This window comes from Lysinibacillus sphaericus, from assembly GCF_002982115.1.
GTDB lineage: Bacteria > Bacillota > Bacilli > Bacillales_A > Planococcaceae > Lysinibacillus > Lysinibacillus sphaericus.
This window is the reverse complement of record NZ_CP019980.1, coordinates 1,842,954-1,859,064: the sequence shown is the minus strand read 5'-3', so window position 1 is coordinate 1,859,064 and position 16,111 is coordinate 1,842,954. Positions and strand designations below refer to the sequence as shown.

At 39.9% G+C, this 16,111-nt stretch carries 14 protein-coding genes; 3 read left to right on the top strand and 11 right to left on the bottom strand.

Features of this window, described 5'->3' with window-relative positions:
* Window positions 1-311 precede the first annotated feature (311 nt).
* Both LS41612_RS09310 and nspC read left to right on the top strand, forming a co-directional pair.
* Window positions 312-1,541, top strand: a complete 1,230-nt coding sequence (locus LS41612_RS09310; protein ID WP_024361143.1) for a saccharopine dehydrogenase family protein — start codon at window positions 312-314, stop codon at window positions 1,539-1,541.
* Window positions 1,538-2,677 (top strand): carboxynorspermidine decarboxylase, encoded by a 1,140-nt coding sequence (gene nspC / locus LS41612_RS09305; protein WP_024361144.1) that lies wholly within the window; start codon window positions 1,538-1,540, stop codon window positions 2,675-2,677. The genes LS41612_RS09310 and nspC overlap by 4 nt, the downstream gene beginning before the upstream one ends.
* Window positions 2,678-2,742: 65 nt before the next feature.
* Here nspC and LS41612_RS09300 read toward each other — a convergent pair whose 3' ends face one another.
* The 5 genes from LS41612_RS09300 to mce form a co-directional block, all read right to left on the bottom strand.
* Entirely contained in the window at window positions 2,743-3,231 is a 489-nt protein-coding gene (locus tag LS41612_RS09300; protein WP_024361145.1) for a chemotaxis protein CheW, read from the bottom strand.
* A gap of 18 nt (window positions 3,232-3,249) precedes the next feature.
* A complete protein-coding gene (locus LS41612_RS09295) occupies window positions 3,250-4,371 on the bottom strand; it encodes a M20/M25/M40 family metallo-hydrolase (RefSeq protein ID WP_024361146.1) in 1,122 nt (373 codons plus the stop codon).
* Between the two features lie 240 nt (window positions 4,372-4,611).
* Entirely contained in the window at window positions 4,612-5,565 is a 954-nt protein-coding gene (locus tag LS41612_RS09290) for a hypothetical protein (RefSeq protein ID WP_024361147.1), read from the bottom strand.
* Between the two features lie 134 nt (window positions 5,566-5,699).
* Window positions 5,700-7,247 carry an acyl-CoA carboxylase subunit beta gene (locus LS41612_RS09285; protein ID WP_024361148.1) on the bottom strand — a complete coding sequence of 516 codons (1,548 nt, stop codon included), beginning with the start codon at window positions 7,245-7,247 and terminating at the stop codon, window positions 5,700-5,702.
* A 5-nt stretch (window positions 7,248-7,252) separates the two neighbouring features.
* On the bottom strand, window positions 7,253-7,666 hold the full coding sequence (gene mce, locus LS41612_RS09280) for a methylmalonyl-CoA epimerase (protein WP_024361149.1): 414 nt from the start codon (window positions 7,664-7,666) through the stop codon (window positions 7,253-7,255).
* 125 nt (window positions 7,667-7,791) lie between these two features.
* Here mce and prli42 point away from each other — a divergent pair, with 125 nt between their 5' ends.
* Window positions 7,792-7,887, top strand: a complete 96-nt coding sequence (gene prli42 / locus LS41612_RS23115; RefSeq protein WP_152490651.1) for a stressosome-associated protein Prli42 — start codon at window positions 7,792-7,794, stop codon at window positions 7,885-7,887.
* Between the two features lie 20 nt (window positions 7,888-7,907).
* Here the strand turns inward: prli42 and LS41612_RS09275 are convergent, their stop codons facing one another.
* The 6 genes from LS41612_RS09275 to LS41612_RS09250 form a co-directional block, all read right to left on the bottom strand.
* Window positions 7,908-8,915: an aromatic acid exporter family protein gene (locus LS41612_RS09275; RefSeq protein ID WP_029747083.1), complete on the bottom strand. Its 1,008-nt coding sequence runs from the start codon at window positions 8,913-8,915 to the stop codon at window positions 7,908-7,910.
* A gap of 179 nt (window positions 8,916-9,094) precedes the next feature.
* The gene (locus LS41612_RS09270; protein ID WP_024361151.1) at window positions 9,095-9,535 is read right to left on the bottom strand and encodes a BrxA/BrxB family bacilliredoxin; all 441 of its coding nucleotides are present in this window, start codon (window positions 9,533-9,535) and stop codon (window positions 9,095-9,097) included.
* A 135-nt stretch (window positions 9,536-9,670) separates the two neighbouring features.
* Window positions 9,671-10,768 (bottom strand): methylmalonyl Co-A mutase-associated GTPase MeaB, encoded by a 1,098-nt coding sequence (meaB, locus tag LS41612_RS09265; RefSeq protein ID WP_024361152.1) that lies wholly within the window; start codon window positions 10,766-10,768, stop codon window positions 9,671-9,673.
* Entirely contained in the window at window positions 10,768-12,921 is a 2,154-nt protein-coding gene (scpA, locus tag LS41612_RS09260) for a methylmalonyl-CoA mutase (protein ID WP_024361153.1), read from the bottom strand. The genes meaB and scpA overlap by 1 nt, the downstream gene beginning before the upstream one ends.
* A complete protein-coding gene (locus LS41612_RS09255) occupies window positions 12,918-14,621 on the bottom strand; it encodes a methylmalonyl-CoA mutase family protein (protein ID WP_024361154.1) in 1,704 nt (567 codons plus the stop codon). Before LS41612_RS09255 ends, scpA begins: the two co-directional genes overlap by 4 nt.
* Before the next feature lie 120 nt (window positions 14,622-14,741).
* Window positions 14,742-16,085, bottom strand: a complete 1,344-nt coding sequence (locus LS41612_RS09250) for a dihydrolipoamide acetyltransferase family protein (RefSeq protein ID WP_024361155.1) — start codon at window positions 16,083-16,085, stop codon at window positions 14,742-14,744.
* Window positions 16,086-16,111 lie beyond the last annotated feature (26 nt).

The window sequence follows — 16,111 nt, the reverse complement described above, 5'->3', positions numbered from 1 at the left end:
ATTTTTAAACAATTTAAGGTGCATGACTACCAAGTAAAAATCCATGGAGACTTCTGCTATCTACGCTAAAGCATAACCCAATAACTCAACTATGAGCGTTTTTGTAACCTATGTCGTGCAGGCCAGAATACGCAGTGGATTTTTACGCGTTAGGTGCTCAGCTATCGGGGTATCCCCCTCTAATTACGGCTAATAAATGTTGAAATAAAAAATTTTTTGTAGAAATTTAAAAACAATGATTGAGTAGTAAATCAATTTTCTGTATAATCAGCTTGTTTGACAATACTTTATATGAACTTGGGGGTAGACAATTGGGTAAAGCATTGATTATAGGAGCTGGCGGAGTAGCCAGTGTTGTGGTACACAAGTGTGTTCAAAATTCGGACGTATTTGAGGAAATTTGTATCGCAAGTAGAACTGTTTCAAAATGTGACGCTCTAAAAGAAAAACTAGACGGCGGAAAAACAAAGATTCATACTGCACAGGTAGACGCTGACAATACAGATGAATTAATCGAACTTATTAAAAGTTTCGGACCAGATGTTGTCATTAACGTAGCGTTACCTTATCAGGACTTAACGATTATGGATGCTTGCTTAGCGACAGGTGTGCACTATGTGGATACTGCAAACTACGAGCCACCTGAAACGGCAAAATTTGAATATAAATGGCAATGGGCTTATAAAGAGAAGTTTGAAAAAGCTGGCTTAACGGCATTACTTGGTAGTGGTTTTGACCCTGGTGTAACAGGCGTTTTCACAGCACATGCTCAAAAACATGAATTCGACGAAATCCACTATATCGATATCGTAGATGCCAATGCTGGTGACCACGGTTATCATTTCGCAACAAACTTCAATCCAGAAATCAATATTCGCGAAATTACAGCGAATGGTCGTTACTGGAAAGAAGGCGAGTGGATTGAAACAGCACCACTTGAGAAAAAAGAAGTGTATAACTTACCAGAAATCGGGCCAAAAGATATTTACCTATTATACCATGAAGAATTAGAATCAATTGCTAAAAACATTAAAGGTCTAAAGCAAATTCGATTCTGGATGACATTCTCTGAAAAATACTTAACACACTTAAAAGTATTAGAGAATGTAGGCATGACTTCAATTGAACCAATCGAATTCGAAGGGCAAATGATTCAGCCAATCCACTTCTTGAAAGCCGTATTACCAGATCCAGCATCATTAGGACCACGTACAAAAGGTAAAACAAATATCGGCTGTATTATCCGTGGTTTAAAAGATGGCAAGGAAAAAACGTACTACGTGTATAACGTATGTGACCACGAAGCGTGCTATAACGAAGTTGGTTCTCAAGCGATTTCTTACACAACTGGCGTACCAGCAATGATCGGTGCAATGCTTGTTATGAACGGTCAATGGCAAAAACCAGGTGTCTGGAACGTAGAAGAATTCGATCCAGATCCATTTATGGATGCATTAAACAAATGGGGTCTACCATGGCAAGAAAGCCATAACCCAGAATTACTTGACTTAGAGATCGAAGCGAAGGAAAGTAGCCGATGAAACCAATTGATTTCACAAAAGTTCCATCACCTTCTTATGTAGTGGATGAACGACTATTAACAAAAAATCTTGAGCTTTTAAAGTCGATACAAGATCGTACGGGCTGCCGTATTTTACTTGCTCTAAAAGGGTTTTCTATGCATTCAACATTCCCTTTAGTTGGTGAATACTTAGCTGGGATTACATCAAGCTCACTTTTTGAAGCCCGTCTTGGCTATGAAAAAATGGGCAAAGAAGTTCATGTTTATGCTCCTGCTTATGTAGAGCATGAAATGGACGAGCTTCTTGGCTATGTTGATCACATCGTCTTTAACTCTTTCAACCAATGGGCACAGTACAAGGATAAAGTAAAAGCTGCTGGCAAAACAATTGAATGTGGTATTCGTGTTAATCCTGAGTACTCTGAAATTGAAACAGCACTATATGATCCTTGCTATACGAACTCTCGTCTTGGTACAACATTAGCTAACTTCGACAAATCTCAGCTTGACGGTATTGATGGCTTACACTTCCACGCAATGTGTGAGCAAAACTCTGATACATTAGAGCGTATAATTGAAAAAGTCGAAGAAAAATTTGGTGATGTTTTACACCAAATGAAATGGCTAAACTTTGGCGGTGGTCACCATATCACGCGTGAAGATTATGATGTAGAAAAACTAGTGAATATCATTAATTATATTCAAGATAAGTACAATCTCCTTGTGTATTTAGAGCCTGGTGAAGCAGTAGCACTGAATACAGGCTACTTAGTTGCAACGGTTCTTGATATTCAGAAAAACGGCATGGACTTAGCCATTTTAGATACATCGGCAACTTGTCATATGCCAGACGTACTTGAAATGCCTTACCGTCCGATGATTATCGGGTCAGGTCAAGCCAATGAGCTAGCATACACATATCGCCTTGGTGGACTTACATGCCTTGCAGGTGATGTTATCGGTGATTACTCATTTGAAGAACCTCTAAAACCAGGCGATCGTCTTGTCTTTACAGATATGGCCCACTACTCGATGGTTAAAAACCATATGTTTAACGGTGTCAACCTACCATCAATCGTTTCATATAACGATGAAGAAGGTATTAAAGTCATTCGTGAATTTAAGTTTGAAGACTATAGCGGTCGACTTTCTTAATCCAAATGAAAACCCCCTCCAACATTGGAGGGGGTTTTCATGTTATTCCTTTTGTTTATCAAAACTTATGCTTCTACGTTTTCTTTTTCATTTTCCAGCATTTTGTGCAAATAATTGATAATTTCTCGAATGCCATCTAAAGAATTTACAAGAATTTTAGGGTCTACATACGTAATCATACGGTTTTCTAAATTGGCCACTGCCGTAAAGTAACGTGTTTTGGAATAATTAACAAGCCCCATTTGCTTTAAAATGGACTCATCTAAATCAAGAATTTCACGTGCCTCTGTTACGAGCAAGCCATAGTTCACGACATCCGTATTGAGGACAATTATACGTGCTGTAGCCGCATTTGACGAACGATTATAGAGAATACGTTCAAAATCCAATACAGGAATTAGCTCTCCTCGATTTCTTGTAAAACCTAATAAATAATTTGGTAAATGTGGAATGGGCGTTATTTGCTCTAATTTTTCAATTGAGATTGCTTGCTCCACCGGTACTGCATATTCTTCTGTACCACAAGCGAAAACTACTGCCTTTACACTTTCCATTAGGTCACTTCCTTCTTTTTAGCGCTCGTGTTTAGCTGACTCTTTCACAATTTCCACAAGTAAATCTGCTAGTTTTTCTAATTCTTCTACAGGAATCTTTTCATTTGTTGTATGAATATCTTCATAGCCTACTGACAAGTTCACAGTAGGGATACCAAAGCCTGCAATAATATTGGCATCTGATCCGCCTCCAGATATACCTAGTTGTGGCGTGCGGTCAATGTTGCGGGCTGCTGCCATTGCTACTTGAACGACTTTGTCTGACTCTGTAACACGGAAACCAGGATACATTAGTTTCACTTCTATCTCTGCACGTGCACCCATTGCAGCGGCAACTTGTTCGAACGTATCTTGCATATGTTGAGTTTGGGCATCAAGTTTTGTCTTATCAATAGAGCGTGCTTCTGCTAAAATCGTTACTTCATCGCACACTATATTCGTTGCTTGACCGCCTTCAAAGCGACCAATATTAGCTGTTGTTTCTTCGTCCAAACGCCCAAGCTTCATTTGTGCAATACATTTTGACGCAACTGTAATCGCTGACACACCTTTTTCAGGAGCAACGCCTGCATGCGCTGTTTTGCCGATGATTTTGGCAAAAATTTTCGCTTGGAATGGCGCTGCTGTCACGATTCCACCTACTTTGCCATCACTATCTACCGCAAAGCCGTATTTTGCACGAATAATTGAAGGGTCCAATTCTTTCGCCCCCACAAGTCCGCTTTCTTCTCCTGCTGTAATGATGAACTCGATATCACCATGTTCGATTTGCTGTTCTTTTAAGCGTTTTACCATTTCAAACATCGCTGCTAGACCCGCTTTATCGTCTGCGCCTAAAATCGTTGTGCCATCAGAAACGATATAACCATCTTCACGTAGAAACGGTTTAATGCCCTTTCCTGGTACAACTGTATCCATATGAGAAGTAAAATAGATTGGCTCAATGTCTAATGAACCTTTTAATGTCGCAATAATATTGCCAGCTCCATGACCATTTCGAGTATGTGCATCATCTTGCACTACTGTAAAACCAAGTGCTGTTAATTTGTCGATTAATACCGGCGCAATCAGTTGTTCATGTTTTGTTTCTGAATCGATTTGTACGAGCTCAAAAAACTCTTCTACTAAACGACTTGTCATGTTGTAAGACTCCCTTGATTTACGTGTTTTCCACGTCATAATATAAGTATTAGTTTAGCACAATGACTGAAGAGTTGGAATAATACGCTAGTAGTAACTTCTTTATTTTGTCTTTTCATTCCGTAGAAATCCATGAATCGTTGGTAACCCTTTAGCAAGCGCCCTAGCGTTTATAGCAAAAAAGTGTTAGATTGCTCACAAGCAATCTAACACTTTTTCGCTTTTGACTCGGTTTCGCTGTTAAATTTGTAAAATCGCCTTTTTTTCTTTCTGTAATTCTTCTAAATGAGCTACTGCTTTATGATGTTTTTCCTGTAAACGTCTAATCGTATTATGTACGTCATCTTGTACACGGGATACTTGCTCTCTTGCTGTTGATATTTTTGAATGGACTGACCAAGCAGAAAAAATATCATCAAAGAAATAATCCGCAAATTTTACAAAACCGTCTGCCTCCACATGTAATGACTGGGTAGACAAATCTTGGACATCAAGCAATTCATTATGAAAACGTTGCAAGGCAATTTGAGCATTGTGAAGATAGCTTTCGGTTTTATCAAGCGCATCATGCTTTAAATGCGTGGCAATAATGCCACCTCCAAAAAACGTATCCCATGTAGAAAATCCACCCGCTGAATGCAGTGACGCTGCTGCCTGACCTAATTTAGTTAGCGCAATATCCCCTGCCTCTTCTGCTTCCGTTATCTCAAGAATTAGCTGCTTCGTCATCATTTCTTCATTCGCAAGCTGTTCCAATTTGTGCGCATATTCAGGCTCGTGTAGTTGAAGATAGCTTTGCTTTTTTTCTTGCAAACGACTTAGCGCTTGTTGCAATGGTTTTTCATTCGATTGGTTGAGCATGTGATTCACTTGCTCCAGGTCGATTGTTAAATCATGTAGCATTTTTTTGGCTTCATTGCTTTTCAATTCCAAAATTGCTGCTTTATCGACTTTCTCCGCTCTTAGCTCATCTTGTTGCCCTGTCCAAGTTCGAATCATATTCATAAATGAAAAACCTTCGAGCTTATCAAGTTTGATTCGAATTTGATTGAGTTCTATAGAATGTTTGGAAATTTCTTGCCTTGCATGCTCGATTTGTCCTTCAATTAAAAGCTTTTTTTCACTTAATCTATTAACATTTCTTAGCTGGGCATGAAGTTTTTCCTGCTCAGACTGTAATTGTTGCCACTCCATTCATCTCAACTCCCTTACCTATTTGTACGGGTGAGTCGCCATAATGTTTCAATTATCTGTCATTTTTTGAATATATTTTTTAGTCGTTCCATTTAAAAAACCCAGCAGCCAACTGGCTACTGGGTTTGTCCAACTTATAGTGGAATGTTTCCGTGTTTTTTCTCTGGACGTGTTTCGTGCTTATTTGACAACATATCTAGAGCTTGAATAAGTTTGATACGCGTATCACGAGGATCAATAACATCGTCTACCATACCACGAGATGCCGCAACATAAGGATTTGCGAATTTCTCTTTGTACTCTTCAATTTTTGCTGCACGAGTTGCTTCTGGATCTTCAGACTTCGCAATTTCACGTGCAAAGATAATATTTGCTGCCCCTGCTGCACCCATTACTGCGATTTCAGCGTTTGGCCAAGAGAATACTAAGTCAGCACCGATTGATTTAGAGTTAAGTGCAACGTACGCACCACCATATGCTTTACGTAGAATAACTGTAATTTTTGGTACAGTTGCTTCAGAGTATGCATAAAGGATTTTCGCACCATGACGGATAATACCACCATGCTCTTGTTTTACGCCTGGGAAGAAACCAGAAACGTCTTCAAATGTGATAATTGGCACGTTATAAGCGTCACAAGTACGAATGAAACGAGCTGCCTTATCTGAAGAATCGATATCAAGACCACCAGCTAATACTTTTGGTTGGTTACATACAAGACCTACAGATTCACCAGCAATACGTGCAAAACCAACTACGACATTTTTCGCAAATTCTGAGTGAACTTCCATGAATGAACCTTCGTCCACTACTTGTTCTACAACTTTACGCACATCGTATGGACGCGTTGTTTCGATTGGCACAGTATCCACGATTTCTGGACGGTAATCGTCACCTTCTGGTCGTGCTTGACGTGGTGCTTTTTCTTTATTATTTTGTGGTAAATAGCTTAATAATTGTTTAATTTGATTGATTGCCGCTTCTTCAGATGGTGCACGGAAGTGAGCGTTACCACTTACTGCATTGTTTACTTTTGAACCACCTAGGTCTTCAGCAGAGATTTTTTCGCCTGTTACTGTTTCAATTACTTTTGGTCCAGTAATAAACATTTGAGATGTTTTATCAACCATTAAGATAAAGTCTGTGATAGCTGGAGAATAAACAGCTCCACCCGCACAAGGTCCCATAATAACAGAGATTTGTGGAATTACTCCAGAGTAAATCGCATTACGGTAGAAGATGTGTCCGTAACCATCAAGAGAAAGAACACCCTCTTGAATACGCGCGCCACCTGAATCGTTAATACCGATAAACGGTGTGCCGTTTTTAGCTGCTAGATCCATTACTGTCGCCATTTTTTTAGCGTGCATTTCACCAAGCGCTCCACCAAAAACAGTGAAATCTTGAGAGAATAAGTAAACTGGACGTCCGTTAATTTTACCAAAGCCTGTTACTACACCATCGCCAGGGCCTTCCATTTTGTCCATACCGAAGTCTACTGTACGGTGTGTAATGAATGGGTTAATCTCGAAAAACGTACCTTCGTCTAGTAATAATTCAATACGCTCACGAGCTGTTAATTTACCTTTATCATGTTGCTTTTCGATGCGTTCATAGCCACCGCCAAGCTCAATTACCGTCTTACGATCATATAAGTCATTAATTTTGTCGAACATATCCATACTAATCACTTTTCCCCTTTTCCACTTTTATCGCATAATTCATATAACACACCGAAAGATGATTTAGGATGCATGAAAGCAACCTCTGCGCCACCTGCACCTGGTCCTGGCTCTTCCGACAAAAGACGCACGCCTTTTTCACGAAGTTCTGCCATGCGTTCACGAATTCCTGTTACACCGAATGCAACATGGTGAATGCCTTCGCCACGTTTTTCGATGAATCCGTGAATAGCGCTTTTGTCGCTCATCGGTTCAAGTAACTCAATTTTCACATTGCCAGCGTCAATAAAAGCAACACGAACCTGTTGAGATTCAACCTCTTCCACTTTCAGCAACTTTAAACCTAAAGTTTCTGTATAATATGTAATGCGTTCATCTAGATCGCGCACTGCAATCCCAATATGGTCTACTCTCTCCATGGTGACATCTCCTTCTGTTATGGTACATAACCTATTTTACAGATTTTTTTGTCAAAACTCTACTACTTGAGAAATTTTTCAGATTTGCTAAACTATTTATAAGAAAAGAAGGAGCGAACGAGCATATGAGTAATAAAAAATTTCAAAAAGTCGTTGTTTATGCCATGATTGCCATCATGGTCATCTCATCTCTTGCATTCGGTTTATCAATGCTAGTTTAAGAAAATGCAAAGCGTCCACGCTACTGTGGGCGCTTTCTTTCTACCTTTAAACCCTTAAATGATTGCTTTATTTCTAAATACCGATCCATTTCTTCAATGAATTGATAAAGCGCTGCTTGCGCAATAAACTCTTGATGGTTTGTTGGTAAAGGTAGTTTCGCAAAATCTCTTTTCGCTAACTCTAATTTTTCCCTATAACGACCTGCCGTATTTCCAGAATGGACATGCTCCCCAAGGTCTTGGACAAAGTCTGCCACAATTTCCGCCTCTTGTACTATAACAGGTAATGCCGTTATTTTCGGGAGAACACGTTCAATAATTTCAAGCTGTTGCTCACGCATATCGAAATAGACATAATAGTCATTTTGTCTACGAGTAAAATGATTTTCTACATCTTTAAAGGCTAATGATTTTGCATCATTCAACGTTTTGACTGCTTGAATCAGTTCTTGTCCATCCCATAACGTATCACCCTGTCTTAAATAGCTGGCAATTTCTAAAAAAATCTTACTGTACAGTTCCTCTATTTTAACTCTATAGTAATTTAATTCCTTTTGAATGTCTGGCATATACATATTAATGGCGATTCCCGTACCATAACCAATTGCCATTAAGGCTAACTCATTCGTTACCAAATCATACGAAAAGCCCTTAGCTGCGTAAATATGCATAATAATCACCGCACTTGATACAAAGCCATCTGCTACCTTTAACGAAACAATCGTCGGTATAAACAATACAAGCATTCCTGCTAATGTTAACGGGTGATAAGAAAATAGCTCAAAGCTCAAAAATGCATACAGCATTCCAATAATGCTTGCGACAAAGCGAGTATAAGCAGCATGAAGGGATTTTTTCTTTGTTGGCTGCACACATAGAATCGTTAGAATACCGGCTGAAGCATATGAAGCCAATTCAAAATACTGCGCAATCGCAATGGCGATTGCTGCTCCGACTGCTGTTTTTAATGTACGATAGCCGATTGAAAATTTCTTCAAGTCGACTGCCTCCCATCCTGCAGCATTCATAACGAATAGTTATTCATTAGAAGCTCATCTTATCTATTTAAACTTTTATTGTGTTGCACATATATTTAGCCAATATTACAAAAATTCCAAAAGGATTTGACTAAAGTGTACTAGTCACTTTAGTCAAATCAATAAAAGCTAAACTTATGTTGAGCGCACCATGTAGGTGTTAATAAACTTTATAGCTCTTCACAATATTCTTCAAAATTTGCTTGTAAGTTTGTCACTACTGACATTGGATCATGGCCTTCGATTTCATAGCGACCCACTTCTGCTACGACTTGTCCATCTTTTAAAAGAACAAATGATGGAGAAGATGGTAAGTGGTCTTCACCGAAGTGATAACGAGCAGCTGCTGTCGCTTCTTTATCTTGACCTGCAAAGACAGTAACTAAATGATCTGGTCTTTTATCGTAATGCACACATTGCGCTGCTGCTGGACGAGCAATGCCCCCTGCACAGCCACATACTGAATTGACCATAACTAATGTTGTACCTGGACGAGCAAACGCCTCTTCAACAGCTTCAGGCGTGCGTAATTGCTCGTATCCTGCAGCCTCAATTTCTGCACGTGCTGTTTTTAAAATTTCTTGCATAAATAAATCGTAATCCATATTCATAAAGCGATAGCTCCTTTCAATTTCGCGCTGTCTTCATTTGCTTTGCATAACTTTAGGTTGAAAGCGCTCATACATCTCCTATCATAGCAGTAAGTGATGCTTTTGTGCACCTACATGCTCATATAAAAGCGTACATTATTTCTGTGATTGCTCATCGCTAAATAAACGATCTACACCTTGCGTTACTGTTAATTGCCCATTGAGGATTTGGCGCTCTAGTAACTGCACTTGTTCCTTGCGATTTGGGTCTCCGTAAAATGCATCAATTAAATGATCCGTAATCATAGATTGGAACCAATCTCTCGTTTGATTTTGACGTCGGATAGACCAATAGTTATTTGCTTCTACCGTTTGCCTAAATTCACCGATTGTATCCCATACTTTATCGAGTCCCTTTTTCTCCCACGAACTAACTGGCATGGCAGTAGACATCCAACCTGGTGTTGCAGGTTGAAGGAAATGCAATATTTGCTTGTATTCGGAAACAGTTTTTTTCGCTAGTCGAACATTGTCACCATCCGCTTTATGCACAACAATTGCATCCGCCAATTCCATGATGCCCTTTTTCATACCTTGAAGCTCATCTCCTGCACCTGTTAACACGAGCAATAGGAAGAAATCGACCATACCGCGGACGTATGTTTCACTCTGTCCAACACCAACTGTCTCAATTAAAATGACATCGTAGCCCGCTGCTTCACATACAAGCATCGTTTCGCGCGTCTTCTTATGGACACCCCCCAGGGTACCAGCAGACGGTGATGGACGAACGAATGCATTCGGCTTTTTCACCAGCTCTTCCATGCGCGTTTTATCGCCTAAAATACTGCCCCCTGATAATGAAGAACTCGGGTCTATTGCAAGGACCGCTACTTTTTTACCCATCTCACATAACATCGTTCCGAAAGCTTCAATGAAAGAGCTTTTACCAGCCCCTGGTACTCCCGTAATCCCTATACGAACACTGTTGCCTGTATGCGGTAAAAGTTCCTGTAATAACTCCTGAGCCTGTGCTTTATGGGCACTATTAGAACTTTCAATGAGCGTAATGGCTTTTGACAACTGTACACGTGAGCCTGCACGTACATCTCGTGCAAGCTCCAGTATATTAAGGTTGTCCGCCTTTTTCTTTCGGAATTTTTTCGGTACACCATACTGCATACCGTCGTGAGATGCTTCCACGCCACCCATGACAAATAGAGCACTTTCCTGCATCCCTTTGTTTTTGTCCATTATTTAGACACTTCCTCGTAACCTAAACGTTTATAGATTTCCTCAATAATTTTAATGGCAGATACAGGTATCACTGTACCAGGACCAAAGATCGCCACAGCACCTGCTTCATAAAGGAATTCATAATCTTGTGCTGGAATAACGCCGCCAACGATAATGATAATATCTTCACGCCCAAGTTTTTTCAGTTCAGAAACCAATGCAGGTACTAAAGTTTTGTGACCTGCTGCTAATGATGATACGCCGATACAATGTACGTCATTTTCAACAGCCATTTGCGCAGTTTCTTCAGGTGTCATGAATAGTGGTGAAATATCTACGTCAAACCCTAAGTCAGCATAGCCAGTTGCAATAACTTTTGCACCTCGGTCATGTCCGTCTTGTCCCATTTTCGCAACTAAAATACGTGGGCGACGACCTTCATTTTCAAGGAACTCATCTGTCATATTTTTCACTTCAGTAATTTGTTCTTCGTCAGAGAAGTTAGCAGAATAGACGCCTGAAATGGAACGGATGATGGCTTTATGACGACCAGATACAACTTCGATTGCATCAGAAATTTCTCCCAGTGATGCACGAGCACGCGCTGCATCTACCGCTACTGCAAGTAGGTTTTCCTCACCATCTTGTGCTGCTTTCGTTAAGCGTGCAAGATGTTTTTGTACTTCTGCCTCATCACGAGCTGCTTTCATAGCATCTAAACGCTCAATTTGCTTTTGACGTACTAGTGTATTGTCGATATCAAGAATGTCGATTGGCTCTTCTTTGTCCAGACGATATTTGTTCACACCAACGATTGTTTCTGATTTCGAGTCAATTTTCGCCTGACGTTTCGCCGCAGCTTCCTCAACCTTCATCTTTGGAAGACCTGTTTCAATCGCTTTTGCCATACCACCAAGTTCTTCAATTTCTTCGATTAACGCCCAAGCAGATTCAGTGATTTCATCTGTTAGTTTTTCAACATAATATGAACCACCCCATGGATCAATCACTTTTGTCATGGCTGTTTCTTCTTGTAAGAATAACTGCGTATTACGTGCAATACGTGCAGAGAAATCTGTTGGTAAAGCAATTGCTTCGTCAAGTGCGTTCGTATGAAGAGATTGCGTATGCCCCATTGAAGAAGCATTGGCTTCGATTAATGTACGCGTCACGTTATTGAATGGATCTTGCTCTGTTAAAGACCATCCAGAAGTTTGTGAGTGTGTACGTAATGCTAATGTCTTTGGATTTTTTGGATTGAACGTAGACATCATTTGCGCCCAAATACGGCGTGCAGCACGCATTTTTGCCACTTCCATGTAATAGTTCATACCAATCGCCCAGAAGAATGATAAACGTGGTGCAAAGGCATCGATATCAATACCCGCTTTTAACCCTGTACGAACATATTCAAGTCCGTCGGCTAGCGTGTAGGCAAGTTCAATATCATTTGTAGCACCTGCTTCTTGAATATGGTAGCCCGAAATAGAAATAGAGTTAAATTTCGGCATGAATTTCGCAGTATATTCAAAGATGTCCGCAATAATTTTCATCGACATTGCAGGTGGATAAATATATGTGTTACGGACCATGTATTCTTTTAAAATATCATTTTGAATTGTTCCAGCTAGCTGGTCAGGTGTTACCCCTTGCTCTTCAGCAGCAACGATGTAGAAGGCAAGTACTGGCAGTACTGCACCATTCATCGTCATAGATACAGACATTTGGTCTAACGGAATTTGATCAAATAAAATTTTCATATCTTCGACAGAGTCAATAGCAACCCCAGCTTTACCAACATCACCTGTAACGCGTGGGTGGTCTGAATCATAACCACGGTGCGTTGCTAAGTCAAAGGCAACTGAAAGCCCTTTTTGACCCATTGCAAGGTTACGTTTATAAAAGGCATTTGATTCTTCAGCAGTAGAGAAACCTGCATACTGACGAACTGTCCAAGGACGTGCAACATACATAGTAGGGTATGGTCCACGTGTATTCGGTGCTATACCAGCTACATCATGTAAATGTTTCACATCTTTAATGTCATCTTTTGTATAAATATCTTTAATTTCAATACCTTCATTTGTCATGAATTTTTCATCTGACGCCGCAGGAGCTTCAGTTGATAATACTTTTTCGATTTCAATTGCACTAAAATTAGGCTTGCTCATCGTTGGACCTCCTTCATGCTAGCGAACACTGAATTTAATTTTTCAATGATGTTCTGTCCTGCGAAAATAAAGCCGTTTAAGCCATTTGCTAACCAAGCTTCTTCTTCGTCTTTAAATTTACCTGCAACGTCTACAATGACGTTTGCTGGTTTTTTAGCTAAAATCGCTGGTACTAATTCTTTTGTAGTATCGTCATTGCCTGCAATAACAACATATTTTGCTTCTGTTGTATTTAGCCAAGAGAGCGCTTCCTCAACTGTTGCTACTGGTTCGCTTTTTTCTGGTACTAGACCAACAGTGTTTAAGAAACCAGATACAAAGTCTGCACGAGGTTTTGAACTTTTTAGTGAACCTAATGCTAGAATTCCTGTTTTCACATTGGCAGCAGTCATTTGTGCTCGCAGTTGCTCAAACGGAATCGAAATACGCTTCACATCTGCAAATAATGGGTTCGTTTCACTTTCAAGTACATCTGCTGGATTTGCATAAATATTCGTACCGATAACCGATTGTTTGCGTGTTTGTGCCGCTTTAATGCGCGCTTGGTAAGATACTTCTAATGCTTCTGCCAATTTACCGGATGCCGCATACGCGTCCATTCCACCAGCAGCTTCAATTTCTAAGAATAATGCCCAAGCTTCTTTTACGAAGTCCGCTGTTAATGATTCAATGAAGTATGAACCACCGGCAGGATCTGTTATTTTTAAAACATTTGTTTCTTCTTTTAACACTAAAGATACATTTCGAGCAATACGAACGGATTGTTCTGTAGGCTTCGTTAATGCATCATGTGGGTGAACTGTAAATACATCCGCACCGCCAATTAATCCAGAAAGCGCTTCATTTGCTGCACGTAGTAAATTTACGTAAACATCCAATTTCGAGAAGCTTCGTAGAGAAGTTTCCGCAAGCGTTGGAATTTTCACATTCTCTTCCACACCATAAGCGGATGAGAACGCTTTCCAAAGTACTTTAAATGCACGTAACTTCGCAATTTCTGTGAAGAATTGTGTATCAATCGCAAATGAAACATAAAATTTTTGTGCAAAAGCTTCAAAGTTTTCTTCTTGCTCTGCATATTTTGCTGCAATAGCAAGTGCATACGCTAATTCTTGTACGGCATTAGCGCCTTCATTATGGTAAGTTACTGTGTTTGCACTAATTGTTCGTACATTTGGCAATCCTTCAAGCTTGATAGGGTTTTTAGCTACAATATACCCATTCACAGTTTCACGCTGTTCATTTGTGATGTTGTCAAATACTGCTAACAATGGATCATTCTCGTCTTTTACCGTTATTTTAAACGAATATTCAGAGAAATAAGGAGCTAGTTGTGCCAATATTTCTTCAGACCATTCAAAGTTTACACGGCTATCAATTGTCACAATCTCATTACCACGAGCTAAACTATCATCAAGTTGAGCGAAAAATGCTTCACTTGTTTCTGCATAAACTTGCTGTGCCACACGAAATACTTGACTATTTTGCAGGGAACGGATTGTGGCAACTTGTTTATCTAGTTCATCTCCAAGTTTTGCTACTAAACTTTCTTGTGTATAAAGTGGTTCTAAAGTAACACCCTCACTTGTTTTCGTTAAAAGAGACTCGAATGGTTTCCCTTTTAAAGCTTTGATTGCTGCATCTTGCCATTCTGAATAGGACGGCTTTTCAAATTCAATATTTTTCATGTTGTTTGACATGCGGACGCTTAATCAGCTTCCCCCCTTAGTAGTTTCTATTTGTTATTCTACATGACAAATTGCGACTCGAAAAGCAAAAAAAAATCGGAAACCGTTATACAACAGGTTTCCGACAAGTCATCAGTAGACTGACGTCGAAGATTTATTTGTATTTTCGAGTATTTCTTTTACTCTATTTAGGAATTTACCACAAACTAATCCATCTAATACACGATGATCTAAAGATAAACATAAATTTACGATATCGCGTGCTGCAAACATTCCACCAGGTAAAACAACTGGTTTTTTTACAATACTTTCCACTTGTAAGATGGCAGCTTGCGGATAATTAATAATACCCATCGACTGCACAGAACCGAAAGCACCCGTATTATTAACTGTAAAAGTACCACCTTGCATATTGTCCATCGTCAGTTTTCCTGTGCGCACTTTTTGGGCAAGCTCGTGAATTTCTTTAGCAATCCCTTTAATGGACTTTTCATCAGCGTGTTTTATAACAGGGACAAAAAGTGCATCGTCTGTTGCTACCGCAATGGAAATATTTATGTCATGTTTTTGGATAATTTTATCACCCGCCCACATAGAGTTCATCATTGGGAACTCTTTTAAAGCTTGTGCAACGGCCTTTACAAAGAACGCAAAGTAGGTAATATTAAAACCTTCCTTTTGCTTAAAGTCCATCTTTATACTATCCCGATAAGCCACTAAATCCGTTACATCAACTTCCATCATCATCCAAGCATGTGGGACTTCTTGAGCACTACGTACCATATTATTCGCAATGGCACGGCGCACATTCGTTACCGGAATTTCAATGTCGCCTGTTTGCAACACTGGCGAGGATGCGATTGGTTTTGTTGGTGTTTCGACAGCGGCAACAGGTTGGCTACTAGCCGTTGTTGCAACTGCAACTGGCTCAGAAGGTGTTACATCTTTTGGCGTTGGTATATTTCCTGCGTCAATGAGTTGTTGTAGATCTTTTCGTGTAATACGGCCACCCTCTCCTGTACCAACAACTTGCTCAAGTGGAATATCATGTTCTTGCGCCAGTCTAAGTACAGCAGGCGAATAGCGGTTTTTTTGCTGTCTCACTGTATTTGCTGATGCAATAGGTGCAGTAACTTCCTTCGGAGACTCTTGTTTTTTCTGAATCCCTGCATTTAATATTGCAGCACTTACTGTTGACTTTTTCACTGGTGGAGACGCTGGCACTTCACCGTCACCTGCGATTTCAATGGAACAAACCACTGCTCCAACTGGTAACGTTTGCCCTTCTTCTGCAAGTAGTTCTGTAATGACCCCTTCAAAAGAAGATGGGATTTCTGCATTTACTTTATCCGTCACAACTTCTGCTAATGGATCATATTTTTTTACTGTATCACCTGGTTGTACGAGCCATTTTTCGATTGTACCTTCTGTTACGCTTTCACCGAGCTGTGGCATCGTAATGCTTTGAATCGCCATTATCTTTTCCTCCCATCAATTACGCC